The organism is Bacillus cereus group sp. MYBKT14-1 (assembly GCF_051915185.1).
Classification (GTDB): Bacteria; Bacillota; Bacilli; order Bacillales; family Bacillaceae_G; genus Bacillus_A; species Bacillus_A cereus.
Window position 1 is genome coordinate 142,436 of the sequence record NZ_JBQAEF010000005.1, and the last position, 24,576, is coordinate 167,011.

Sequence of the window (24,576 nt, forward strand, 5' to 3'; positions counted from 1 at the left end):
TAATATATGAATGATAACTATATTTCTAAATTACTTAATTTTTGCTGCATCAAATGCTTTTTGAACTGCTTGAACTTCAGCTGTATTCGCACCATATTTATTAGTTGCCACTCGAATACATGCTGATCTCAATTCTTTGAAATTAGAAGTCATGTTTAACTCATCTGTATTTGCATAATAGAAAATATCAAACATTTTATCTTCACCAATTCCTTTAACTGTTACTCCGTTATGAGTTCCGCCTTTTGCAATCAGATACGCAACTTTATTAATAATACTTGAATTAAAATGAACACCGCCTTGATCCCATCCATTAAAATCGTTAAATTCACTGTAATCATCTGGATAAGGCACTCCAAGTGAAGATGGCACAGAAGCTGGGTTTTCCATATCACGGAAAACAGATCCCGTTTGTTCTCCCATTGTCCAGTTAAAGTTTCCATTATTTACGTATTTCTCAATAGATGTTCCCATAATATCAGATAGCGCCTCATTAATCGCACCGGATTCCCCGTAATATTCAAGATTAGATTCGCTAGAAGTAACAGCATGTGTAAATTCATGTCCAGCTACGTCATATGCTTTAACAATAGGATCGCCATATACAAGCATACTTCCATTATTAGCACTTAATGCATTCTGCCAATTTTTCGGATCATTCGTCTCTTCAGAATCCCAAGCGTGTACAACTGAAACTACCTTTTGTCCCTTATTATCAAAGCTATTACGCTTGTATTTATCTTTATAAAAATCAAATACTTTTGTTGCTAAGTAATGAGCACTTACTGCTTTTGGATCGTTAAATGTTGCCGAAGTACTTGTCGCTAATGTACCAGGATAATAGCTTTCTTCTTTAGTAATATCTCTGTAATTCACATCATATGTTTCAATGCCTTGCCCTCTTGTATAATCAGCAAGAGCATATTTGCCATTACTTTGTTTAGAGATACCAAATGAACGATTAATACCTAAATCATCTTTTCCTGTTCCGGTTAATGATGTAAGACTGCTTTGTTTACTTTTCTTTAAAGCTCCAACTAGTTTTTCACTTGCTTTTAAGTTAGATTCTTTTACCATATTTTTTAACATATCACCATTTTGTGCATTTACTAAATAAGTACCAGAAACATAGTTTGGTGTTGCAGCTTCGAAGGTAACTTGGTATGCATTGCTAGCTTGTCCATTATTTTCATCAACAAAAATAACCTCTTTAACTTCTGGCTCAGAAATAAACTTGATATCGTTCCCGTATTTCGTATAAATATATTGTTTTGCTTCATCTTTTGATAGATTAATAGGTTTTTTCAATTCTTCTTGTTTTAAATTTTGCGCGCTATCGCCTGAAACACTTTTAATAACACCCTTATTATCTACGTGTGCAGTTAATTGATGTCCATATACTTCTTTTCCTTCGTATGTTTGCTGCATACGCACAAGTGTAGTTCCATCATACGAACCACGTTTTTGAAGGACTTTATAATCTACTCCTGCTTCTCCATTGACTTGTTTTTGGGACAGAGCTTGTTCTGTTTTCTCCTTAAGTGCATCCTTTACTACATTTTCTGGTGCCTTTTGTGACGGCTGTGTAAGTTCACCCGAACGGAACGATTCCTCCTGAATTTGAACTTGTAGTTGATCTGTTTCCTCTGCATGACCTACCCCATATGGTGCCACAGCTGTTAAAGCTAATCCTGTTGTTAATGCTACCTTAGTTAATGTCTTTTTGTTTTTCATTATTTCACCTCGTATAATTTTTGAAATAGAAAGCTTGTACAAAGTATACTGTCTATTAATGTCTAAAAAAAGAGAAAATACACAATTTATGTAACATTATGCAAAATTACATAAATTGTGGTCAATATTATAAATAATGAACGGAACACATATGTACATTAATTTGAATAAAAGAGAGTCCTTATAGGTGCTCACCCAATTGGTTAGTTATTAATTATCTATATTCATTGTAATAAAAGTATACTTACCTCTAAATAACAACATAAAAACCCACTCTTTACTATTGTAAGAGTGGGTTTAATGTTATTAAAATAACAATTACTATAAGAAATTTTATAATTTATATTTTTTTAGTAATCCTACTAAGTTTTTTGTAAAATTTACCTTTTGTCTTTACATGATTAAACTGATTTGGATTAATATTTGCTTTTTGTGAGAGTAATATAATCTCTTCTTTTGAAATTGAGTCTTTCGTATTTATAGATGCTATATTTGTGTATTTTCCGTCTTCTGTTTTTGGAATTTCTAAAATCCCTTTATTCACAAGATCAACTACCGCCTTATGCTCTGAAGAATGTAAATCTACACCAGTAATTTTCCAATTATGCATAACTTTTGGTGTGTATACACCGTTCTTTACCTCTTTTAAATATGTAATAGCAAGGTTACGAATGGTTCCGCCTGTTTCTCCAAATGCATTCTCTTGTTTAGATGACCAAATTTGTTCAAACTTACGCCCCTCTAAAGCTCCACCTTTTGCCTGAAGAGCCTCCATTCTATATGCATTCATTCCCAACGTCATAACATCGCTCATTTTGATTGGTTTGTTTGTACGAATAGAGCGTAAATTTGTAATTCTGCTTCCATATGGTTTTGTTAAGTCAATTTCGTATTTTACGCCTCCAAAGAAATCGTTCGTACTGTATTTAGATGCACGGCGGGTTTTATCAAAGCTAACGGTTACATCTCCGGCACGAGATGAGTTAAAATATCCTGCTGCCCATTCCATATAGTCTTTTAAATCTTTTCCAGAAATCTTATATACTGTAATTTCTCCCAAGGCATATTGGTAATTGTACGCAATATCTTTTTTCTTAATAGGGCCTGTATCTAAACGGGCATAATCATTATCAATTTGATGGGCTACTACATCTGCTTTACTGTAGTAGAGCATAACTTCATGAAAGAAATCTGATAAAGGTGTTTCTTGAATCTGAACACTTGGAATACCCTTTATTTCATTTTCAGGAACAAGATTTCTACCCTTTAATTGAGCGACTACAACATTTGCATCTCCTCTCGCATATTCGTGAAAAGGTGTTAATGTTTCTTCAAGTGTAGGATCGGATAATATCGTTGTCCCATCAGCATTTTTTACAGGTATAGCGGTAGCAGTTTTATTTTTTAAAGCCAACTTCCCATCTTGCTTTGTAAAAGTAAGGTCAATACGTGAAATATGTGTTCCATATTTATCTGGTTCTGTAATAATTACGCCATTTACAACTTCTTTTTTTACAAGTTTATGCATATGAGCCGCAAAAATAGCACTTAGTTCCGGACAAGCATTTGCAATATCTTGAACACCAGTACCAGGGATACCATTCTCATTTTCTAGTCCCATATGCATAACTCCTACCATTACATCTACTTTACCTTCTAATTCCTTAATTGCCTTTTTCGTCTCTTCTACCGGATTTTTCACCACTAAACCATTTAAGTGATCTGTCCCTTTTTCAAAATCACTAATCATTGGTGTATTCATACCAATAATCCCAACTTTAATTCCACCTTTTTCTACAATTGTATATGCAGGAAGAAAGCGCTCTCCATTTTCCTTATAAATATTTCCTGCTAACGTTTTTCCCTTATATTGCTCACTAACTTTTTTCAATGTATCTAATCCAAAGTTGAATTCATGATTTCCAAATGCCCAGGCATCATATCCCATTGTATTCATCGCTATCATCATTGGCGATTGTGGCTTATCGTTGAATAATTCTACTGAGTTTCCTTGAATTGTATCCCCGGCATCTACTAATATGGTATTTGGATTTTCTTGACGGACCTTCTTTATAACCGTATAAAGCTGCGTCAAACTTCCACTCATATTTGCTCCATCAAGCGCATAATCCCAAGGCATAAATCTACCATGAATATCTGCAGTACCTAACAATGTAATATTAACTTCAGATTCCTCAGCCTTAGAGATAGATGGTTTGACTATTACTGCCGTTCCAAGCAGTAATAAAATTAAAAAGTAACATACATAGTTCTTCCATTTCATTTTTTGCATAATAATAATATTTCTCCCCTTTTTGTACTTTCATAAAGTTGCTTGAACTTTAAAAATGTAACTTATTATTCAGGAAACTTCAACTACAAAAGATAATTTTGAAGGTGGTTCTGTTGCAAAAATAAAGAGAATAAATTGCATACATCCCCTAACAGAATTGTATTTTATCGTTTTCTGACAGAATACTCCTTCCTTAAGCGTGTGAAGTGTACTTTCAAAAAAATAACCCCGCTCTTCATTTAAGACGGGGTTACACTTATACAGAAAATCGGATAGTTTCATATTTTCTTAAGCTTATTGGTCACTTTTAACTAATTTCATTCTATTTTTGTTTTCTTCTGAATCAATATGAATCAACCGTTTCCCCTGTTTATAATACGTATCAATAAATAGGGAATAATTTTTACTTTTCAATTTCACAAAGCAATTTTATCTCTTTTATTTGTGAAATATGACGCTGTTCATGTAAATAGATCAATTCTATCCACTGATCAAGGGATAATTCTCCAAGAGCTGGATGCATCACTGATTTTTTCGCTAATATAGACTCATCTTCTATTGTACTCAGGAAACGCATCAATTCTTTTCTTGATTCGTTTAGCATATTGAGCATTTGCTCCACTTCAAATGGTTCTATACTTGGTTCAATCATTTCTGGAGCTATAAACTTTTTCGTTCTATCTAATAAAATAGTGTGAATTTCTTTACGCTCATTTTGGGTACTATCTAACTTTTTTAACCCTGAGGAAATAACTGTTATCACTCTCTCATCTAATAAAACTAAATGATGACAAACTTGTGCAATACTCCATTTATCCTTATCTGGTTTCCTATTAAATTGAGCATCACTCAACAAAGTAATTTCCTCAAATAATTGATCTCTCGTTTCATAAAACTTGTCATTTACAAATGTATCCATGTGGATTCTCCTTTCATTGCAACCTACATACTTAAATTTCTACGCTAGAGATATTATCTTCAAAAAAAGTTTTTCTTTCACTACTATTCCAATTTTATTTTAAAGCCACAAATGAACTTATTTGTTTTTTTTTATCTTTTTAATTGGCACAAATAAATCAACCTTTAACTTTCCGTCTAGATCTTCAGCAACATTATTTAAGCAAAACTCTAAATTATCTCTATCATAATCTGCATCATACTCACTATTTGGTAGCCACTCTACATACATGTATTGATACGCTTCACTTAATTTATGAGGTTCATCATAGAACTGGTATAGACCATATGTACCTCCATCTAATTTTTTAAATTGCACATCATGATACTTTTCTTTATCGAAGTTTTCAGGAATCGTAACACATGCATCATGCCGGCACTTATGACTTGCAACAAGTTCAGGATTATCCAATGATATTCCGATAAAGGATTGCTCTGGTGGATACAGTTTATTTTCAATTGACCAATTCAGTAACTTTCCCCAGTGATCTTGCGGTTCAAAGTAGCTACCAGTTCGTCTTATATACGCTACTTCTAATGGTGGTAATTTTTTTATAACAACTTTCATTTATATCTTCTCCCCTATAAATATGTACACTGTTTAATTAGCTTTCTTTAACATTTATTCCTTCTTAAATAAAAAGAATTCTCTAATCATATAAAGTGAAACTTTAATCAGCGGGAGATGAATTTGAATTGAAATATAATTGATTACTATTACTACTAAAGTAGTATGTACTTTCATACTTTTATTTGATTTTACATTCTTTTTAAATCGATATATTAATTGTAAGAAAATAAAAAGGTGGAGGATTTTAATTGATTAAAGGAATATACGAAGCGCATTTACCAGTGAGTAATTTACAACAATCTATCGAATTTTATGAAAAACTAGGGTTGAAGTTAGCCTGGAGCGATGAATCAACAGCATTCTTTTGGATTGAGGAAGGGAAAAGTTGGCTAGGATTATGGGCGGGCTCTGAATACGAAACAAAATATCATCCTTCTTTACGTCATATTGCATTTAGAGTTTCCTATGAGGATTTAAAAGAATCATTACATTGGTTACACTCACTTCAAATTAAAGCTGTTCCGTTTGGGAGTAATGAATCTATTGAACCCTTTGTCCGTCCACATCAAGGTAATGCATCTGTTTATTTTATTGATCCAGATGGTAATAGCTTAGAACTTATTTGTCATATTGTTGTACCTAACGCACTAAAACATATAACTGATAAATTATCCTTTAAAGATTGGGAGACGCTATTAGCTGACACATTTGAATGAATATTAGTTATAAATCATAATGGCTCGCTTTTATTTTTATAACATGTATAACAATCTTGAATAATAATGTCCTATCAATTTATCATTAAATAAATGTAAAAAATGACCCTATTTATTCATTTTTAATGCGTATGTATGTACATTTGTTAATTTATTCGATATATTATGGGTATTGAATGATTACGTAAAGTGTATAGGTCGCTTATATAACACCTTATATTTTTATATCCGTGAAAACTACAAAGTGTATGAAAATCCATTTGTCAAATGAATTTAGTGCGGAAGGAGGTTTGTGGTTACTTCATAGGGTATAATAATCAGTTTTTTACTGATAAAAATATAGGAGGCGACATAATGTTTCGTACGATTTCAAATTTCATGAGAGTAGCTGAGATAAGAAGGAAAATCCTTTTTACACTAGCGATGTTAATCGTTTTTCGAATTGGCACGTTTATTCCAGTTCCTCATACTAACGCAGAGGTATTAAAAGTACAAGATCAAGCTAACGTTCTAGGTATGTTAAACGTATTTGGTGGAGGAGCATTGCAACACTTCTCAATCTTTGCTGTAGGTATTACACCATATATTACAGCTTCCATCATAGTACAGTTACTACAAATGGATGTTATACCTAAATTTTCGGAATGGGCAAAGCAAGGAGAAATGGGCCGTAAGAAATCAGCTCAATTCACTCGATACTTTACAATCATTCTCGCATTCATACAGGCCATCGGAATGTCTTATGGCTTTAATAATATAGCAGGTGGACAATTAATAACAGATCAAAGCTGGACTACATACTTATTTATTGCGACAGTTTTAACTGCAGGTACTGCATTTTTACTTTGGTTAGGCGAACAAATTACCGCTAACGGAGTTGGTAATGGTATTTCGATGATTATCTTCGCAGGTCTCGTTGCCGCGATTCCAAATGTTGCAAATCAAATTTATTTACAACAATTCCAAAATGCTGGCGATCAGCTATTTATGCACATAATAAAAATTGTTTTAATTGGACTCGTAATTTTAGCGATAGTTGTTGGTGTTATTTACATTCAACAAGCTGTACGTAAAATACCGATCCAATATGCAAAAGCTGTTTCAGGAAACAATCAATATCAAGGAGCAAAAAACACTCATTTACCGCTTAAAGTAAATAGTGCTGGTGTTATACCAGTTATCTTTGCTTCTGCATTTTTAATGACGCCGCGTACAATTGCGCAGCTCTTCCCTGATTCAAGCGTATCAAAATGGTTAGTTGCAAATCTTGATTTCGCACATCCAATTGGAATGACACTTTATGTCGGTCTTATCGTTGCTTTCACATACTTCTACGCATTTATTCAAGTAAATCCTGAACAAATGGCTGAGAATTTGAAAAAGCAAAATGGATATGTTCCTGGTATTCGTCCTGGTAAAGCAACTGAACAATATGTAACTAAAATTCTATACCGTTTAACATTTATCGGTGCAATTTTCTTAGGTGCTATTTCTATATTACCACTCGTATTCACGAAAATTGCTACGTTACCACCTTCTGCTCAAATTGGTGGTACAAGCTTACTTATCATTGTCGGTGTAGCACTAGAAACTATGAAGACGTTAGAAAGCCAGCTTGTAAAACGTCATTATAAAGGCTTTATTAAAAAAGTGAATTAATTATCAAAAACACAGTTGGTTATTTTTCCAACTGTGTTTTTGATTTTATCAGTCCTGTAATATACAGGGCTGTTGCTTTATTAAACTACATCTCCTTCTCTAATAACCGCCCTTTTTTGAAATAAGTCCGTAGTGTTGAACGATTGGCCAAAAATACACCAATCAATATAAGACAAGCCCCCATTCCCATTGTAGGATTTAAAGGCTCTCCTAAAATGATATATCCCACAATTATTGCAATTAATGGTGATACATATAACCACGTCGATGGAAATACTGGATTTGTTTTTGATAAGAGCCAGTAATATAATCCGTGTCCACCAATCGATCCGATAAATATGAGATATAAAATAGGCCATTGCACACTCCATGAAGTTAATACGGTTACATTTGGTTGTTCTACAATAATAGATGCGATGAGTAGTAAAATCCCTCCATAAAACATTTGAATACCGTTAATAAGAAATGGTGATACAGTTGATAAATCTGACAGTATTTCTTTCGAACGAATAGAGCCTATTCCGTAAAATAGCTCCCCTATAACTAAAACAATACAAGCAATACTCCATATGAAACTTACTTGTTGATGCATTCCTGGTAAAGAAACAAATATAACACCTATTAGTGCAATAACTAAAGCAACGAGTTGTTCCTTTTGTAATTTCTCCCTATTCCTCTTTGCTTGTATTAATAAAATCATCATTGGTCCCGTAGCAGAAAGAACAGCAGCTAATCCCGAAGAAATATATTGTTCTGACCAATATAAACTTGCGAATGTCATAAATGTTAAACAAAATCCAGCATACATAATACGTTTTGAAAATATATGTGGCATAATTTCTTTTCGCTTTAATTTAAAAATAATCATAAGGATTATACCCGCTAAAAAGAAACGAATTCCTGCTGAAAACAACGGTGGCGCTCCTGCTTCAATTCCAATTTTAATCGTTAAAAATGTTGTCCCGAAAATAATACATACTAAAATGTAATTAAAAATGACCATTTTACTTCCTCCTTTTTACTCTTAAAATGAGTATAGAGGCTATGGTGTATAACAGTGTATCGGTACATATAACAGTTACTTCAAGTTGTAGTTGATTCCCTATATATTTTTCGCTTTAATTAAATTAAAAAGAAAAATAGGTGAACCTATGAAGATTGTATTGCGTAAAGAATCAAACATACCGTATTACAAGCAAATATATATGCAAATTGTTGAAAGAGTACAAAGTGGTATGCTTTCACATGGTGAATCCCTTCCTTCTTTACGTTGTATGGCCACAGATTTACAAATCAATGTATTAACTGTTCGTAAAGCTTATAAACAGTTAGAAACGAAAGGGTATATACGCATCGAACAAGGAAAAGGTGCTTACATATATAAACGGGTAAAGAAAGATTTCAAACCGATACCGTATAAATGGCAACAATCAAGATCTATTAATGTTATGCGTTCTCAATATGCAATGAATAAACACCGTAAATATTATGATTTTTCACAAGCAATTCTGTATCCCCGTCTGTTACCGAATCCATTTTTGGCAGACGAAATGCATAAATTGCTGGATAAAAATCCGATGTTGTTAGCAACTTATGGGCCAGTTCAAGGCGATTATGAATTGCGAGTTGAAATAGCAAATTACTTAAATAAACACCAGAAATTAGTGACGGATCCATCTCAATTATTAATTACAAGCGGAGCACAACAAGGAATTGATTTAATTGCTCAAACATTATTAAAACCTGGAGATACTGTATTAGTAGAAAGTCCGTGTTACAGTGCCGCGCTTGATGTTTTCATCAATAAAGGTGTTCAAATCATTCCTGTTTCTCTTGATAATCATGGAGTTCGCTCCGACTTAATTGATGATATTTGTCAAAGTAAAAATCCCGTTTTATTGTATACGAATCCGACCTTCCAAAACCCGACAGGTACAGTAATGAGTAAAGAACGAAGAATGGAACTTATAGAACTAGCGGGGCTATATCAATTTTTTATCATTGAAGATGATTCTTTCGGAGAAATATATTTTGAAGATGCTATAATCCCGCCCCCAATCAAAAGTTTTGATAAGGATGGCCACGTAATATATATAAAAGGATTTAGTAAAACGTTAGCACCAGGACTGCGTATCGCGGCGCTTATTGCCGATGGTCCTATTTTTGAATGGCTATATGCAGTAAAAGGTTCAATGGATATCGGTAGTCCTTTATTAACACAAAAGGCACTTCTACCGTTTTTACGTGCAGAACGTATGAAAAAACATTTAGAAAAATTACGTACAGCTTTACAAATGAGACGTGATTTAACAATTGATATATTATCGCCATTAAAAGAACTACACTTTGAAATACCAAATGGAGGTTTTAATTTATGGATGACACTACCTGATTCGATAGATCCCTTTACCTTATTACAAAAAGCAAATGAAGTAGATGTCTCTTTTTTACCAGGAACAGCTTGTCTATTAAACTACGAAACAAATGATAACCAATTAAGAATTAGCTATTCAATGTTAAACGAGAAAGATATGGAAATTGGATTAGAGAAATTACATGATACAATACGAAAAAGTATTTGTTAGAAGTAATATCACATTAGCCAACAATAAATAATACCCGCAAATGAAAATGTATAGTATGGGATATTATCTATTGTTGAGCTTTTTCGTTATTCTTAACAATCGGTTTTAAAACTTGTCTTTCTTTTAATTCTTCAACACTGCCATATCGATCAATAACGATTGCTTTCATTTCCTCTCCTCCTTGCTGTTTATTTTAATAACATACAATTATTTCTCAAAATTTTTTGTTTTGAATTACCATATACTTATTTTTGGGGGTAATTATGCAAAAAGCATTATAAAGTGAAACTTTAATCATTCCTCACCAATCGGGCTCTTACTGCCCGGCAAATAGCGGGATGAATTTCAAAAAGAATCTTACACACATCTTAGAATTATTCAAAACTGTATTATTAATTAAATTCAAAAGAAATGGGGCTAACTTTATGAGTGAAAAGATATTTAAAATAAACGGTATTGATATATGTACAGAAAGCTTCGGTAACTCTAATGATCCCGCTATTTTATTAATTATGGGAGCTACTTGTTCAATGATATATTGGGATGAAGAATTTTGTGAACAGTTGGCGAACACAGGAAAATTTGTTATTCGCTTTGATAATCGCGATGTTGGACGCTCTGTTACATATGAACCTGGCACTTCAAATTATTCAGTAACAGATATGGCTGAAGATGCAATCGGAGTATTAGACGCTTATCATATTGATAAAGCCCATCTTTTTGGTATGTCATTAGGTGGTATGATTGCTCAAATTGCCGCTGTAAAACATCCCGAAAGAATTTTGACGCTAACTTTACTAGCGACTAGTGTAATAGGATCTGATAATAATACTCGCGATTTACCCCCAATGGATGAAAGGATTTTAACACATCATGTAAAGAGCGCAAGTATAGATTGGACAAATAAAAATGATGTGGCAGAATATTTAGTTTCAGGATCTCGACTATTATGTGGATCAGAACGAATATTTGATGAAAATAGAGTTTATACACAAGTAAAACAAGAAATAGAACGCGCAAACAATTTATTAAGTATGTTTAATCACGCTTTACTTCAAGGTGATGATGCATATGAAGGTGTACTTCACTCCATACAAGCACCAACATTGGTTATTCACGGAACAGACGATACAGCACTCCCATTTGAACATGGCCTCGCACTAATTGATGAAATTCCAAACTCAGTACTATTAACTCTTAAAGGGGCAGGCCATGAAAACCATCCAGATGACTGGGAAAGCATAATTAACGCTGTTTCTAAACATACATCTAAAATTTAGATAAATAACTAATGGAAGGGGGCACAAATTGTGCCCCCTTCTAGTTACAAACAAAAACCCATCACTGTATTCGTATGTATAGTGATGGGGACTTTTTATATTTTTCTATGTTTAAAAAAATGGACAATCTAATTGATCAACAGATTCCCATAATTTTTTTTTTGCATTTTCGGTGGATGTATTTGTGTCTAGTGTCATGTTTTTAAAAGGGTTTACTTCGACTTTTAATAAGGATGAAGGCTCCACATATAATGAGAAAACATGGCTGCTTGGTAAAGCTTTTGAAACGTCAATATCTCCAACTTGTTTAAATAGTTGCTGCGCAGCAAAAAAGAAGAAATTAGTTGGATTTGATTGTTTATTCAGCCACGCAAGCATTTCAGGTGATACCGATTTATGAATATTGATTTTTACTCGATCACCACGTTTATATCGCCTAGATCGCATACTTCCACCAACTAACTTATCGTTAAGTTTGTAAATCCTAACTCTTTTTGCTTATGCTCTCTATATTTTGGCGAACAAGTATAAACTAATAATCCTCGTGCATTTGTAAATAACGGATTATCTACAAAGATTACATTTTTGAGTCGTCCTTTTTGCTTTAAAATCATTTTTAAACTATTTTTAATAATTACTGCACCCCCGCCATAAATAAACACGTATGGATCGTCTTTCATATCATCAATTTTATTTATAATATCTGTTGCAACACGTGCTGCTAAACCTAATAGCGCTGGCTGTGATTCCTCAACTAATAAGGTATTTCTCGGATGCTTATCATTTAAATAAATTTGATTGAATTCTGTAATACTATCAATCGTTTTAGTTGGATACTTCCGGTTCCATCTCGTAATGATTTGTAGTAACGTCTCTTTTACACCATAAGATAAACCTTTACTTAGTTGCGGACGGAAATTCACCCCTAATGAAACGACTTCTTCTGTCGTCCCTGCACCAATATCAAAAGAGAGTAGAGTTTTATCTACAAAATCAATTTCAGAAACTTGATTTTGCTCACATTCTATTTTATGTTTCACAACATTTCCTTCTTCATCGTATACAATGCCCCACGTACCAGAAGCGCCCTCAGGCAGGCATTTACAATACTCAATTGAAACATTAATTGTCACATCGCGTCCGTTCGGATAATGGAAAATAACCTTATGATTTCCCATATAACGTTTTGCATTTTCAGCAGCTATTTCTTGTGTAATAAGCTGCATAGGAAGAGCGACAGATAAATCATAACGAATATTAATATGGCTAGAAGTTGGACTTTGACGCATAGCGCTTACCGCCAAACCTGATAGTATTGTAATAACCATTAACTCATCCGTTGACTTATTCGATTTCTTCTCTACCTCAGTACCTTTTAATTGATCTTGAATAACTTTTTCTCCAACGATGTATCGTACATTATTTAGCATTAACGATGGCGAACTTATAGTCACATCAATGTGGTTTTCTAATTCAGATAATGAAACATCTACCTCATCTAAGAGTCCTGTAGGCTCACCTATATATAAAGAATAAATACTCGGAATAAAAATAGGGTCTTGCCCTTTCACCATTAACTTCAAACCGTTGTTTCCTGCATCTGCACCAGCTTTTAAAAGTATAGACATAACTACCCCCTAAATTAATCTGACATCCCTTCCAAATATATGCGAGCCCATTCTTTTACATTCAAATGTATTGTAATTTTTTATTTATCATAAAAACAAAATATTGCATACTTACATATTGTGTGTAAAAAGTATTTGACATGACACTTTTCCAATTTTATACTTATATTTGTAAAGAGTTTTTTACAATCGAGGGGGCAATTATTTATTGAATACTAAAAAAACTATTTTTATAATCATTGTTTTAGCATTAATTGCAATACTAGTACATGGCACATATAAATACATAACTGAAGGTTCTATTTTAGGTGGTACGATTTTTGCTATTTCGTTAATACTTAGTAATTTAATTAATCACATTACTTGGGGAGATCCCCACGGTGTGTCAGAAGAAAGTCAAGATGAGATGGGACAACAAATTACATATAAAAGCTTTAAAATTGCGTATTTTGTGCTTGTAGTTGTAATGTTCCTTTTATTAATCTTCTCCGAAGGATTTTCTATGGGGGCTAATTTAGATGGAGTAAAAAACCTCCCCCTGTTCATCGCAATTTGCTCTTCATTCTTTATTTATCCTATTGTCGAACTCATAGTTGCAAAACAATATAAGTAAAAAGATGAGGTTTTCTACATGTAGAAAACCTCATCTTTTTATATTTACATACTCTCTACAATTGCTTTTAATTTATTCACAGTCCGCCAATTCCTAACTGTAGCTGGTGTATGTAACTTCTGAAACTGGTTCATTAATTTAGAATTTCGAATGCTATTTTTGAAAAATAAATAAACGACCTTCTCATCTATATAGCAATCTTCAAGTTCACTTTTAAATGTAAGCAATTGACTACTCTCTTCTTCAGAAAGTACATTAGCTAAAAAAGCAATATGAACACTTTCTCCTTCTAACAATGAATGAACTTCATATGGACATTGTTTAATAATATTTATAAATTCATCATGTGTTCTTAGCATGACTGGAACATCGAAATCAAATTCTTTTTTTATTTCAGATTGTATTTGGTCCTTTAGAAAGTTTATACCTTCCTCAGATTCGAACACAATATTACCACTTTGTATATATGTTTTCACTTGTTTTAACCCTATTGATTCAAACACTCGTTTTAAATCAGCCATTTTGATTACTTTATGGCCACCGACATTGATTCCTCTTAGTAATGCAATATAAAATGTCGTATTATCCCCCCCACAGTAAAATGAACTTATCAATTGAATCGGTTTTCCCACTCATATTTCTCGGATATTTGTTTTAATTCTTCTAACATATCATGAATAGATAATACCTCAAATAAAATAATAGATTCACTTGAAAAATGGTGATGATAATGATTTGGTTTATAATCTTTTAAATCATTTTTATAACTCCAAAATTGCTTGTCTAATTCAGCAATAAGTTTGAAATGTTCCTCATCAATTTCATTACAACGGTTTCTCAATATAGCAATTATAGAATGAATTGTTCGTTGTAATATTTCTCTTTCACTTTGTGACCAGTCACAAGTCTCAATTGATACCCGAGCTAAATTATCTATATGGTAAATGATTTGCTGTAATATATGAAGTTGCTTATGCATCGTTAAAAAGCTTCTCATTTCCTTCTTTGTATGTTGATGATATTTCCAATCTTTCTGCTCATATTGAACAAATTGTATCGCCTTATGCAATAATAAAGTCAATTTAGATAAATCCTGAGCAGTCTCCTTTTTCACACCTTTTCCTGCAACTAATGCAGTAATCCATTCTTCCATAATATTTGCTGTTTTAGCAAATAGATCCTCTGTACATCCAAAAATCATTTTCGTGTAGTGGGGTGGAAAAATGAAAAAATTCACTAAAGTAGATACTATAATACCAGTAGATGTAGTAGCTAAACGAATTAAAAATGCAGTAAAATAATGATTTGCCGTAATTGGAATCATTGCTACGGCAGTTAAAGTTGCAACTAAAGTTCCCGCATGTAACCTTAGTTTTTGACATGTAACGATCGTAAACATTGCAGCTAATGCATAAGAAATTGCTTGGTGGCCTAGGAAAAATGTGAAAGTCATGGCATATGCCGATCCAATTGTTGAGGCCGGAAAGCGAATAAGTCCTTTTTTTATTGAGTCTGTTGCAGTTGGTTCAATTGTAACAATTGCTGTTATTACAGCAAAAATAGTTGGGATGTTAAAAAAATCACAAATTAACACTGTAAGAAAAACTGCAATCCCAGTTTTAATCACTCTTCCTCCAACGATATTCCATTTTCTATCTTGATTCATTTTTTATATCCTTCATTCCTGTTTCATTTTATATACATATATTATATATTGTTAAAATAAAAAAACCTACTACTTGAATATTCAAGAGTAAGTTTTCTATCTCATTATTTCATTATAGGTAAATGCATTATTATTTGTTGGCCAATTGGTCCCATTCTTCTAAAACCTTTATCTTGGAAACCAACTTTTGCATATAAATTTTGTGCAGGAATATTTCTTTCATTCACAGCAAGTACAACTTCATTTTTTATTGGAAAATAACGTTTTACAAACTCTTCTAATAATAACAATGACTTTTTAGCGAATCCTTTTCTTTGTCTATTGTGATTAATAGAAAATGACGTTAAAAGTAAAGCATCCTCATTATCTGTGAACTCCTTTACTCTATCTCCCGTTTCCAATGCGAAAAGACCCACCGGTACCCCATTGTGATCTAAAATAACAATCACATTTTTTGTATAATCACTTTTTGCTTTCTCCAGTAATGCGCTTGGATCTGATGTAAACTGAACTTGTTCACTTGGTAAAGTAAATGTTTGTATAACTTCTTTATATTTCTCCTTATACGGAGCTAATTGAATTTCCCCTGTGTGTATGTTCATGCTAACCTCTCCCATTTTTCAGCTTATTAACTTATACCTTGCTGTGCTTTTGAATGCACTCTTCCATCTAAAAAGGTAATTTCAACAAATGAATTTGGATCGTTCCCTTTCCAAGCAAAAATTTGTTTAATTTGTGTAGAATGCTCTACCCCTTCTTCTATAAGTAAATCTCCTTCAAAACCAATTAAATCTTTCACTTCTGTATAAGTCATTCCTTCATTTATACTCGAGAAATGATTTATATTGATAGACTCTTTCTGTTGCCTTTCCATCACAGTAGAAGAAGTTGCTGTTTGGTTTTTCACTTCTTTTCTCTGTTCACACGCTGTCATACTGAAACCTAAGCATAAACTAAACAATATACATGCGCTTTTTTTCATCATAACAGTTGTCCCTCCCATGATAATTAAACCATATATTCCCTTAAAAATAAACTGAATATTTAATATTATATTTAAAAACCTCGTACAATTAAGTACGAGGCTAATTTCATTTATTCAAATGATTATTTGATTGATCATCCTGTTCTTTTCTTAACTCTTGTTCTTCATCTTTTGGTAATTGTTTATCATTATCTTTAATTGGATTCGTTTCTCTATTTTCTATCATATCATTTGGAACTTGTGGCATTACTCGGCCCACAATAGCGGCTAATTCATCTAGTATACCTTCACCTGTTTTTCCTTTTTTAATTTGCTTTCCGATTTGTTTGAGGCGTTCATACGTATCAACATCTGCTACAACGACTGCATTAGCACCGTCAGGGTCATTTTTTAAACTTTCTGCAACAGAGTATTTAATTGATTCAACTCGAGTTCGATCAAGTTTTGCTTTTACATCAATACCTACAATAGCATATTTTCCAACAACGACCGCTGTTGCATCATTCACACCTGGCACACTTGCTGCTAAAGATGCTAAATGATCTGCTGCTTTTTCATTTGGCTTATTTGATTTATTCGTATAATTAACATTTTTCATTGAAACATTTTTTTGTTCCGGCTTTTCGTTTGGATTGTCTTTTTTTCCAATACTGCATCCAGTTATAACGAAGCAAAGCATCAATATATATATTAGAGTTTTCATTATTTTCACCACTTCACTATTAAGGTTTAATCATAAATTTTTTCAACAGCTTGCATTTTCTTTACCTTTTCCTCGGCCCCGCTATTAGCATTAATGAATATTTGGTACGTATCTTTTCCTAAAGTGCCTACAAATTCATAGCAAAGCACTTCATTATGCAAATCATTGACTACTAAAGCTTTACGTTCTTCCATGACTTTTACATCCGGATTGATTTTCTTTCTTGCTTCTGCTGCAGTTAGCTTTGCCGATGGAACTGTTCGCTTTTGATGTGACGCTAAATATTCTTTTGCGGAGAACCCAACGATAGAACCATCATCTAAAGCAATTTTCATTTGGATTGATTCTGGATAAATTCGTACTCCATTTTCATTTACTACATACGTAAATACACCAACATTATCATATTGAGAGCTATCATAAAGCTCCATATTATTAAACTTATGGTCCTTTAAAAATTTCAAACCTTTACTACCTGCATCGTTTAAACTAACTTTCTGTTCTTTAATTTCGCGGTTATTCATAACCCAAATTGGATATCCGCCTTTTCCGGTAATATCCATATAGAACTCATTGTTCGTTGCTTCATCTTTAATTTTCACACTATAGAAGGATTCTTTCGCACCTTTTCCGCTTTTCTCAACATCTACTTTTTCATTTCCTTTTAAATTCAAAAACGATTTGGCAATTTTCGCCGCTTCATCTCTAGAAATTGCATTTCCTTCCGCTTCAAATCCACCTTTTTTATTTTTTTGCGCACTTGTAAAGGTCGGTCCGAAGTTTGTAGAAGAATATGATGTTACGTTTTTCTCTACAGTTTTCAATCCATCAATAATTGTGTTATCTGCTGGATCGCGATTTGATGCAAGTGCCATTTCTACATCCATCCAGCGTAAATTATTTTTCAAAACAAGATGTTGTACTTTTCTTAGTTCATCTTGTATATTTCCTGCATTTGAATATAAAGTTTGTAGCGTTTTATATTCTTGCTCATTTAACGGCTCTTTTTCTAAATCACGAATGGCTGCACGGTAACTGAAATCACCGATATTCGCTAAAAATTCTTCCGTTTTATTAAATGGCATTAATGTTAAAGGTAGTTGTCCTACATCTGAGCGAGCTTCAGATGTTAAACGCCATACATCCGCTAATGCAGGTGATAAAGATGATCGTGAATTCATCGCAAGTGTTGTGCCAATTTTATCGTGTAATAAATCGACTTCGTATGCTAAATCATGGAATGCACGTTGATAGCTATTTTCCGCTCGAATTAAAACCGCATTTTTCTCTTGGTGCTCTTTATAGCCCCAATAGCCTGTTCCTACTACACCGACTGTTAATAATACAATGATAATACCTCGTAACATTGTCCCACCTCCGCTCTATTTACAGAAAATATGTTTACCGATTTTTTTAATTTGTGGACGAGTCCAAATCCATTTACTAGTCGCAGTATCTGGATTGAAATAATATAAAGCATTTCCTGTTGGATCCCATCCGTTAATCGCATCTAAAACTGCTTTTTTTGCTGTTTCATTTGGTGTTAAATATATTTGTCCATCGGCTACCGCTGTAAATGCTCTAGGTTCAAAGATTACACCTGAAACAGTATTTGGGAATGACGCACTTGTAACACGGTTCAAAATAACAGCAGCTACTGCAACTTGTCCTAAATACGGTTCACCACGTGATTCTCCGTATACTGCGTTTGCCATCAGCTGAATATCATTTTGAGAATAACCGTTCGGAACATTTGTCCCTTTATTTTGAGGTGGTTTATTCTCTTGTGCAGTGCCACCACTATTTCCTTTATTCGTTGTCGTTCCTTTATTAGCAGTTGATTTGTCATACTTCGTTGCCTTCACGAGCATTTGCTTCGTTTTAGCTCCAGCTAAACCATCAACGGGTAATCCAAATTTCTCTTGAAAATTCCGAAGTGCCCAATATGTACCCCATCCGAAAACACCATCTACTTTTCCCGTATAAAATCCGTTATATTTTAAACGAGATTGCAGTTCAATGACATCTTCGCCCGATGCTCCTCTTTGAATGACTTGATTAGAAAATGCTTCTACATTCTTTAGTTGTATACTACTGACCATTAAAGACAGTCCTATGAACGCAAGTAAAACCGCTATTTTAAACATAGCTTTTTGGCGCATAATTTTCCCTCCTTAATTATGTAAATGATTTCTTGGTTATGTTTTGTAAAAGCCTCGCTTTTATGTAAAGAAGACAAAAAAATCCAAACTAATATCGTAGAAAGAAAATGTAAACAATATAAAAAAAGGATAAAAGGAGTTCATCATGAAGAATTTGTTAAAGCGTGTCGCACTCGTCCTTCTGTTCCTAACAACATGTTCAAATATATATACAGGCTCATCAATTGTTCATGCGCAGCCGCCGTATGCAAAATGGGGTAAGCTTGCTGTAGAGAAAACGAAAGAAAAGTACCCAAAAGCAGAGATTATTGATTACCTTCATATAGGTAGAAAACCAAAAACCGTTCAAATAACAGTTGAAAAATTCAAATTGTGGCTACGTGAAGACGGAAAAGAATATGGTGTTTTTGTTGATGTGGAATTTGAAACGAAGACGGAGAAATTTATTAAAATGTCGTTTCAGAAGACGAGTAGATAAAATGAAAGAAACCCGGCTATTTAGATTCATAACAGCCGGGTTTCTTTCATTTCTAAAATTCTTTTCTAAAATATCGATTCCCTAAAAATCTTACCAATATACAAATAGTGCCAATTACAACTGCTATCCCTATACTGTATAAAAGTACTCTACCATATCCACCTATTCTCGGATCTAAAAATGGATAAGGATACCAATTCACGATTGGACCACGAATTAAGCTATATACAACGTAAAAAAACGGGAATAAAAGCCAACTTGAAGCTTGTTTCCAAGTGATTTTCTTATTTGGTGGATTTAATATCCAATCTAAAAGCATAGCAATTGGCATGATATAATGTAACACCGTATTTACCCATGGTATTGCCGTTTGAAGTGATTCTTCTAACCCTCTTAATAATAAAAAATAAATGAGTCCAGTCGTAAGTATGTATACCGTTGCTGCACCACGAAGTATACCAAACTGTTCTGATCGACCAAATGTAGCTGTTCCGATACTACTTAAAAGGAGAATACATGCAACTAAAATGTTACTTTCGATCGTAAAGAAACTAAAAAAGTTAACTGGATTGAACGGTTTCACTTGTGCCCGTATTATAAATTGCGTAATGATTGCACTAAATGCTAGAAGGCTTAAACATAGTCTAAATAAAGATAAAATTTTTTCATCTTTCATACATTCCCTCCTTTTCTTATATATAATTAGAATTTCCCTGTACATGCTCAATAAATAAATTTAACGGAACGAGCCCACGTTTTGGCATATGACTACTTATAATAGATACTACTTCTAATTGAGGAATGATAACGATGTATTGTCCGCCGTATCCCATAGCGAAATATATACAATACGGTATGTGAAATCTTTCGTTATGTAATACCCACCAGTGATATCCATATGCGCCGACATGTTCATATGTTTCAAATTGCGCCCTACTTGACTCTTCTAACCATTTCGCTGATACAATTTCTTTTTCATTCCAATATCCATTTTGCAAACATAATTTTCCTAATTTTAATAAATCGGTAGATTTCATTTTCATACCGAAGCCACCTACATATATACCCTGCGGATCTTGTTGCCACTCGTATTCGTTAATTTTTAATGGATCAAATAAATATTTCTTTGCAAACCGCTCTGTTGACATTCCAGTAGCTTTTTGAATAATATAGCTCAGTAAATGAGAAGAACCTGAATTATAATTCATTTTTGTAGCAGGTTCTTCAATTATTGGCTTTTCTAATATGTACTGTACCCAGTTCTCTGATTCTACAAAGTCATTTGGGAATACTACTCCATTCCCAAACTCTTTCCAGTCCTCACCAGTAGTCATTGTTAATAAGTGATATAGCGTTAAATCATGTTTTTCCCCAGGTACATTTTCAATCCACTCTGTAATTGATGTATGTATATCATTTATATAGCCCTTATCAATTGCAATACCAATTAATAAAGATACGATACTTTTTGTAATCGAATTTATTTTATATAAGTTATTTGCACATTCGGGTGTTTTATAATACTCAGTTGTTAATTCCCCTTTTTGATAAACAAGAAATGTATTCACTTTTTTCTTTTCGAATTTATTTTCTAGTTGCTTGAAATCCAAAAACTTTACCTCCATTTAAATAGTTACTCCATTTATTATATCTTGTTCCTTCATTTTAAACATAATTGTGCTCAAATAAAAATAAACCTGTCAGCCATAATGAACTGACAGGTTTATTTTTATAATTTTGTACGAACATTCCAAAGCTCCGGGAAGAATTGTTGATCAAGTACTCGCTTTAAATAAGAAACACCGGAGGATCCACCTGTACCCATTTTATGTCCAATAATTCTTTCTACTGTTTTCATATGACGGAAACGCCATTGTTGTAGCCAGTCTTCAATATCAATCAATTTTTCAGCAAGCTGATATAAATTCCAATATTTTTTCACATCCGCATACACTTCCAACCATGCTGCTTCTACTGTTGCATCTTCTTCATAAGGCTGCGTAATATCACGGTTTAACACATCTTTATGAATAGGGAAGCCTTCTTTTACTAATGCTTGAATCGCGACATCATATAGACTTGGTGCATGTAGCGCTTTATGAAGTCGTGCATGTAATTCTGGATCCTTTTCATAAATTTTTAATGCGTGTGGCGTTTTATAGCCAAGTGCATACTCAATCATACGATATTGATACGATTGAAAACCTGAAGCTTGACCGAGTGAATCACGAAACTCAATATATTCTGATGGTGTTAATGTCGCAAGAATATCCCAAGATTGAATAATTTGAGACTGAATTTTTGATACACGTGCTAACATTTTAAAAGCTGGTTGTAATTTATCTTGTTTAATAGATTCAATCGCCGCATTTAGCTCATGTAAAATGAGCTTCATCCAAAGCTCACTTGCTTGGTGAATAACGATAAATAACATTTCATCATGATGGTCCGATAATCTTTTTTGAGAAGATAGTAAACTATCTAATTGTAAATACTCCCCATACGTCATATTCTCTTTAAAATCCGTATGAATCCCTTTTTCCATAATTACTTTTTCATTTTCTTTCATATTAGCCAAACGCCCCTTTTATATGATTCTACTTATATTGGTCTAATAACGGCTCGAACTGGACTTCCATCTGCATCAGTTAATGCAAGTGGTAATGCAATAAGTTCATAATCACCGTCTGCTACATGATCTAGTACGACATTTTCTAAAATATGAATTCCATGTTTAAATAATTGATGATGCGCTGCTAATTCTTTATCATCTAGCGGATCAACTGATGGTACATCTACTCCGATTAAACGAATACCTTTCTCTGAAAGAAACGACGCTATGTCTGCACGTAAATGAGGGATCACCTCTGGAAATTCTTCAGTTTTTCCATGTGAAGATGTACGTAATAATAATCGTTCTACACCTTCTAAATGAAAGCTTTCTAATTCCTTTTTCCCGATGCTTTCAAGATTAGAAACGTCAATAATCCGTGCTGGGCCAACATAAACTTGAACATCTAAATCCAATACTTTCTTTCCATCATTATCAAAATGAAATGGTGCATCAATATGAGTGCCTGTATGAATACTCATCGTTAACTTTCCGACATTTACTGAGCCACTTTCTTCTTTTGACCATGAAACTTCATACGAGAACGGTGTGTCTCCTGGCCACGTTGCAATATTATTATTTAGCGGTTGTGAAATATCAATCCACTCTGATGTTTTCATATTTATGCCACAACCTCTCGCTTATTTTCAAACTGCTTATACTCTTCATTTTTCATAATTTTCTTTAATATTTGTACAGATTTCCACACTTCTTCGTATGTGTTATATAAAGCGACCGGCGCAAGTCTCACCCCATTTGGCGCTCTAAAATCTGGAATTACTCCATTTGCTTTTAGTGCTTTACATATACGTGCTGCTTCTGCATGCTCTAAATAAATGTGCCCGCCTCGTTTTTCATCCTCTAATGGATTTCCAATTGTAAATTCGAAATCTTTTAATTCATGTCCAATTAAATTCAGCATGTATCTCGTAATATGTAAAGATTTCTCACGTAAACGTTCAATACCAGCATCTTTGAAAATTTCAAGTGAACCAATTAATGGTGCTGTACTTAATACGTGCGGTGTACCAATTTGATAAGCACCTGCATGATCAGCAGCTGTTAATGTATGCTCCATATCAAACTGTTTATCTTTTCTAGAACTAAACCATCCAGACAATCCTGGCAGTCTATTAAAATGTTTACTATTTACATAAAGGCCTGCAACACTACCCGGTCCTGCATTTAAATATTTATAATTGCACCAAACAGCAAAATCGACATCCCAATCTTTGAAATGATGCGGAATAGATCCTATTGAATGGCATAAATCAAATCCAATGTGAATGCCGCGTTTATGAGCTTCCGTTGTTAAACGTTTCATATCAAGAATTTGACCACTTCTATATAAAACAGAAGGTAATAAAATTAAAGCGATATCATCTTCCATCGCATGGATAATATCTTCTTCAGAAAGTGTTCTACCATCTCGGCTTTTCACTCTTACTAAATGCTCCTCTGGATCTAATCCTTTTAAACGAATTTGACTTTGAAGTGCATAAATATCTGATGGGAAAGTTAATTCATCCGCAAGTATTTTTGTACGTATTCCTTTTGGTTCGTAAAACGTCGCAATAACTTGGTGTATATTTGTAGTTGTAGAACCGGTTACAATAGTTTCTTCCGGTAAAGCACCAATAAGAGGGGCTGTAAGTTTACCTAATTTTTCTGAAAGGAAAAACCACGGGTGCTCACCTTCTGTCCAGCCGTCAATGCCATACTCTTTCCACGAATCTAGCAACGTAAGTAATGATTTCTCTGCTCTTTTTGAAAGTAGCCCTAATGAGTTTCCATCTAAATATATAGTACCTTCTTTTTTATAGAATTCAGTTTGAAAATCTTTCAGTTCATCATGTTTATCACATTCAAGCGCATACTCATAAGTTGGTTGAAATGGTTCTTTATACATGGTGTCACCTTCTCTTAATTTTCTTT

General features: G+C 33.4%; 25 protein-coding genes. 6 read left to right on the top strand and 19 right to left on the bottom strand.

The window, feature by feature from the left end:
- Window positions 1-30 precede the first annotated feature (30 nt).
- From ACTFO4_RS14980 to ACTFO4_RS14995, 4 genes are all read right to left on the bottom strand, one after another.
- Window positions 31-1,734: a M4 family metallopeptidase gene (locus ACTFO4_RS14980; protein ID WP_061457318.1), complete on the bottom strand. Its 1,704-nt coding sequence runs from the start codon at window positions 1,732-1,734 to the stop codon at window positions 31-33.
- Window positions 1,735-2,074: 340 nt separating this feature from the next.
- Window positions 2,075-4,027, bottom strand: coding sequence for a bifunctional metallophosphatase/5'-nucleotidase (locus ACTFO4_RS14985; protein WP_417051854.1), 1,953 nt, complete (start codon window positions 4,025-4,027; stop codon window positions 2,075-2,077).
- 403 nt (window positions 4,028-4,430) lie between these two features.
- The gene (locus ACTFO4_RS14990; RefSeq protein ID WP_000379366.1) at window positions 4,431-4,946 is read right to left on the bottom strand and encodes a DinB family protein; all 516 of its coding nucleotides are present in this window, start codon (window positions 4,944-4,946) and stop codon (window positions 4,431-4,433) included.
- Between the two features lie 117 nt (window positions 4,947-5,063).
- Window positions 5,064-5,552 carry an AraC family transcriptional regulator gene (locus ACTFO4_RS14995; protein ID WP_061457319.1) on the bottom strand — a complete coding sequence of 163 codons (489 nt, stop codon included), beginning with the start codon at window positions 5,550-5,552 and terminating at the stop codon, window positions 5,064-5,066.
- Between the two features lie 251 nt (window positions 5,553-5,803).
- Here ACTFO4_RS14995 and ACTFO4_RS15000 point away from each other — a divergent pair, with 251 nt between their 5' ends.
- Together ACTFO4_RS15000 and secY are read left to right on the top strand one after the other, a co-directional pair.
- On the top strand, window positions 5,804-6,271 hold the full coding sequence (locus tag ACTFO4_RS15000) for a VOC family protein (RefSeq protein WP_000589640.1): 468 nt from the start codon (window positions 5,804-5,806) through the stop codon (window positions 6,269-6,271).
- Between the two features lie 354 nt (window positions 6,272-6,625).
- Window positions 6,626-7,930 carry a preprotein translocase subunit SecY gene (gene secY / locus ACTFO4_RS15005; protein ID WP_000490135.1) on the top strand — a complete coding sequence of 435 codons (1,305 nt, stop codon included), beginning with the start codon at window positions 6,626-6,628 and terminating at the stop codon, window positions 7,928-7,930.
- Window positions 7,931-8,015: 85 nt separating this feature from the next.
- Here the strand turns inward: secY and ACTFO4_RS15010 are convergent, their stop codons facing one another.
- The gene (locus ACTFO4_RS15010; protein ID WP_326234936.1) at window positions 8,016-8,933 is read right to left on the bottom strand and encodes a DMT family transporter; all 918 of its coding nucleotides are present in this window, start codon (window positions 8,931-8,933) and stop codon (window positions 8,016-8,018) included.
- A 148-nt stretch (window positions 8,934-9,081) separates the two neighbouring features.
- Between ACTFO4_RS15010 and pdxR the strand changes: the two genes are divergently transcribed.
- Together pdxR and ACTFO4_RS15020 are read left to right on the top strand one after the other, a co-directional pair.
- Window positions 9,082-10,515: a MocR-like pyridoxine biosynthesis transcription factor PdxR gene (gene pdxR, locus ACTFO4_RS15015; RefSeq protein WP_440013850.1), complete on the top strand. Its 1,434-nt coding sequence runs from the start codon at window positions 9,082-9,084 to the stop codon at window positions 10,513-10,515.
- 425 nt (window positions 10,516-10,940) lie between these two features.
- Window positions 10,941-11,795 (top strand): alpha/beta fold hydrolase, encoded by an 855-nt coding sequence (locus ACTFO4_RS15020; RefSeq protein ID WP_001290785.1) that lies wholly within the window; start codon window positions 10,941-10,943, stop codon window positions 11,793-11,795.
- Between the two features lie 111 nt (window positions 11,796-11,906).
- Here ACTFO4_RS15020 and ACTFO4_RS15025 read toward each other — a convergent pair whose 3' ends face one another.
- Both ACTFO4_RS15025 and ACTFO4_RS15030 read right to left on the bottom strand, forming a co-directional pair.
- The gene (locus ACTFO4_RS15025) at window positions 11,907-12,242 is read right to left on the bottom strand and encodes a hypothetical protein (RefSeq protein WP_001257760.1); all 336 of its coding nucleotides are present in this window, start codon (window positions 12,240-12,242) and stop codon (window positions 11,907-11,909) included.
- Window positions 12,243-12,253: 11 nt separating this feature from the next.
- The gene (locus ACTFO4_RS15030; protein WP_000025622.1) at window positions 12,254-13,423 is read right to left on the bottom strand and encodes a ParM/StbA family protein; all 1,170 of its coding nucleotides are present in this window, start codon (window positions 13,421-13,423) and stop codon (window positions 12,254-12,256) included.
- Window positions 13,424-13,631: 208 nt separating this feature from the next.
- Between ACTFO4_RS15030 and ACTFO4_RS15035 the strand changes: the two genes are divergently transcribed.
- Complete coding sequence (locus tag ACTFO4_RS15035; protein WP_001093141.1) at window positions 13,632-14,036, top strand: hypothetical protein; 405 nt, start codon at window positions 13,632-13,634, stop codon at window positions 14,034-14,036.
- Between the two features lie 44 nt (window positions 14,037-14,080).
- On the opposite strand, the gene ACTFO4_RS15040 is transcribed toward ACTFO4_RS15035, so the two are convergent.
- From ACTFO4_RS15040 to sleB, 7 genes are all read right to left on the bottom strand, one after another.
- The gene (locus tag ACTFO4_RS15040) at window positions 14,081-14,647 is read right to left on the bottom strand and encodes a DUF1697 domain-containing protein (RefSeq protein WP_440013932.1); all 567 of its coding nucleotides are present in this window, start codon (window positions 14,645-14,647) and stop codon (window positions 14,081-14,083) included.
- Window positions 14,647-15,702: an aromatic acid exporter family protein gene (locus ACTFO4_RS15045; protein WP_440013851.1), complete on the bottom strand. Its 1,056-nt coding sequence runs from the start codon at window positions 15,700-15,702 to the stop codon at window positions 14,647-14,649. Before ACTFO4_RS15045 ends, ACTFO4_RS15040 begins: the two co-directional genes overlap by 1 nt.
- 104 nt (window positions 15,703-15,806) lie before the next feature.
- On the bottom strand, window positions 15,807-16,319 hold the full coding sequence (locus ACTFO4_RS15050; RefSeq protein WP_139365822.1) for a GNAT family N-acetyltransferase: 513 nt from the start codon (window positions 16,317-16,319) through the stop codon (window positions 15,807-15,809).
- An 11-nt stretch (window positions 16,320-16,330) separates the two neighbouring features.
- Window positions 16,331-16,687, bottom strand: coding sequence for a hypothetical protein (locus tag ACTFO4_RS15055; RefSeq protein ID WP_000976446.1), 357 nt, complete (start codon window positions 16,685-16,687; stop codon window positions 16,331-16,333).
- 106 nt (window positions 16,688-16,793) lie between these two features.
- Window positions 16,794-17,390: a YhcN/YlaJ family sporulation lipoprotein gene (locus ACTFO4_RS15060; protein ID WP_000854053.1), complete on the bottom strand. Its 597-nt coding sequence runs from the start codon at window positions 17,388-17,390 to the stop codon at window positions 16,794-16,796.
- A 26-nt stretch (window positions 17,391-17,416) separates the two neighbouring features.
- Entirely contained in the window at window positions 17,417-18,757 is a 1,341-nt protein-coding gene (gene ypeB / locus ACTFO4_RS15065; protein WP_440013853.1) for a germination protein YpeB, read from the bottom strand.
- A gap of 15 nt (window positions 18,758-18,772) precedes the next feature.
- Window positions 18,773-19,552, bottom strand: a complete 780-nt coding sequence (gene sleB, locus ACTFO4_RS15070) for a spore cortex-lytic enzyme (RefSeq protein WP_001249063.1) — start codon at window positions 19,550-19,552, stop codon at window positions 18,773-18,775.
- 145 nt (window positions 19,553-19,697) lie between these two features.
- On the opposite strand from sleB, the gene ACTFO4_RS15075 reads away from it, so the two are divergent.
- Window positions 19,698-20,030 carry a YqzG/YhdC family protein gene (locus tag ACTFO4_RS15075; protein WP_000793368.1) on the top strand — a complete coding sequence of 111 codons (333 nt, stop codon included), beginning with the start codon at window positions 19,698-19,700 and terminating at the stop codon, window positions 20,028-20,030.
- Between the two features lie 52 nt (window positions 20,031-20,082).
- Here ACTFO4_RS15075 and ACTFO4_RS15080 read toward each other — a convergent pair whose 3' ends face one another.
- The 5 genes from ACTFO4_RS15080 to kynU all read right to left on the bottom strand — a co-directional run bounded on the left by ACTFO4_RS15080 (window position 20,083) and on the right by kynU (window position 24,550).
- Window positions 20,083-20,706, bottom strand: a complete 624-nt coding sequence (locus ACTFO4_RS15080; protein WP_000650955.1) for a Pr6Pr family membrane protein — start codon at window positions 20,704-20,706, stop codon at window positions 20,083-20,085.
- A gap of 16 nt (window positions 20,707-20,722) precedes the next feature.
- Window positions 20,723-21,640, bottom strand: coding sequence for a serine hydrolase domain-containing protein (locus tag ACTFO4_RS15085; RefSeq protein ID WP_440013854.1), 918 nt, complete (start codon window positions 21,638-21,640; stop codon window positions 20,723-20,725).
- 119 nt (window positions 21,641-21,759) lie between these two features.
- Entirely contained in the window at window positions 21,760-22,599 is an 840-nt protein-coding gene (gene kynA / locus ACTFO4_RS15090; RefSeq protein ID WP_000661957.1) for a tryptophan 2,3-dioxygenase, read from the bottom strand.
- A 32-nt stretch (window positions 22,600-22,631) separates the two neighbouring features.
- Window positions 22,632-23,261 (bottom strand): arylformamidase, encoded by a 630-nt coding sequence (gene kynB, locus ACTFO4_RS15095; RefSeq protein ID WP_440013855.1) that lies wholly within the window; start codon window positions 23,259-23,261, stop codon window positions 22,632-22,634.
- A 2-nt stretch (window positions 23,262-23,263) separates the two neighbouring features.
- Window positions 23,264-24,550: a kynureninase gene (kynU, locus tag ACTFO4_RS15100; protein ID WP_000276298.1), complete on the bottom strand. Its 1,287-nt coding sequence runs from the start codon at window positions 24,548-24,550 to the stop codon at window positions 23,264-23,266.
- Window positions 24,551-24,576 lie beyond the last annotated feature (26 nt).

Coding starts and splice junctions, on each gene's coding strand:
- ACTFO4_RS14980 (WP_061457318.1), bottom strand. CDS start 1,734: ATGAAAAACAAAAAGACATTAACTAAGGTAGCATTAACAACAGGATTA.
- ACTFO4_RS14985 (WP_417051854.1), bottom strand. CDS start 4,027: ATGCAAAAAATGAAATGGAAGAACTATGTATGTTACTTTTTAATTTTA.
- ACTFO4_RS14990 (WP_000379366.1), bottom strand. CDS start 4,946: ATGGATACATTTGTAAATGACAAGTTTTATGAAACGAGAGATCAATTA.
- ACTFO4_RS14995 (WP_061457319.1), bottom strand. CDS start 5,552: ATGAAAGTTGTTATAAAAAAATTACCACCATTAGAAGTAGCGTATATA.
- secY (WP_000490135.1), top strand. CDS start 6,626: ATGTTTCGTACGATTTCAAATTTCATGAGAGTAGCTGAGATAAGAAGG.
- ACTFO4_RS15010 (WP_326234936.1), bottom strand. CDS start 8,933: ATGGTCATTTTTAATTACATTTTAGTATGTATTATTTTCGGGACAACA.
- pdxR (WP_440013850.1), top strand. CDS start 9,082: ATGAAGATTGTATTGCGTAAAGAATCAAACATACCGTATTACAAGCAA.
- ACTFO4_RS15020 (WP_001290785.1), top strand. CDS start 10,941: ATGAGTGAAAAGATATTTAAAATAAACGGTATTGATATATGTACAGAA.
- ACTFO4_RS15025 (WP_001257760.1), bottom strand. CDS start 12,242: ATGCGATCTAGGCGATATAAACGTGGTGATCGAGTAAAAATCAATATT.
- ACTFO4_RS15030 (WP_000025622.1), bottom strand. CDS start 13,423: ATGTCTATACTTTTAAAAGCTGGTGCAGATGCAGGAAACAACGGTTTG.
- ACTFO4_RS15045 (WP_440013851.1), bottom strand. CDS start 15,702: ATGAATCAAGATAGAAAATGGAATATCGTTGGAGGAAGAGTGATTAAA.
- ACTFO4_RS15050 (WP_139365822.1), bottom strand. CDS start 16,319: ATGGGAGAGGTTAGCATGAACATACACACAGGGGAAATTCAATTAGCT.
- ACTFO4_RS15055 (WP_000976446.1), bottom strand. CDS start 16,687: ATGATGAAAAAAAGCGCATGTATATTGTTTAGTTTATGCTTAGGTTTC.
- ACTFO4_RS15060 (WP_000854053.1), bottom strand. CDS start 17,390: ATGAAAACTCTAATATATATATTGATGCTTTGCTTCGTTATAACTGGA.
- ypeB (WP_440013853.1), bottom strand. CDS start 18,757: ATGTTACGAGGTATTATCATTGTATTATTAACAGTCGGTGTAGTAGGA.
- sleB (WP_001249063.1), bottom strand. CDS start 19,552: ATGCGCCAAAAAGCTATGTTTAAAATAGCGGTTTTACTTGCGTTCATA.
- ACTFO4_RS15075 (WP_000793368.1), top strand. CDS start 19,698: ATGAAGAATTTGTTAAAGCGTGTCGCACTCGTCCTTCTGTTCCTAACA.
- ACTFO4_RS15080 (WP_000650955.1), bottom strand. CDS start 20,706: ATGAAAGATGAAAAAATTTTATCTTTATTTAGACTATGTTTAAGCCTT.
- kynA (WP_000661957.1), bottom strand. CDS start 22,599: ATGAAAGAAAATGAAAAAGTAATTATGGAAAAAGGGATTCATACGGAT.
- kynB (WP_440013855.1), bottom strand. CDS start 23,261: ATGAAAACATCAGAGTGGATTGATATTTCACAACCGCTAAATAATAAT.
- kynU (WP_000276298.1), bottom strand. CDS start 24,550: ATGTATAAAGAACCATTTCAACCAACTTATGAGTATGCGCTTGAATGT.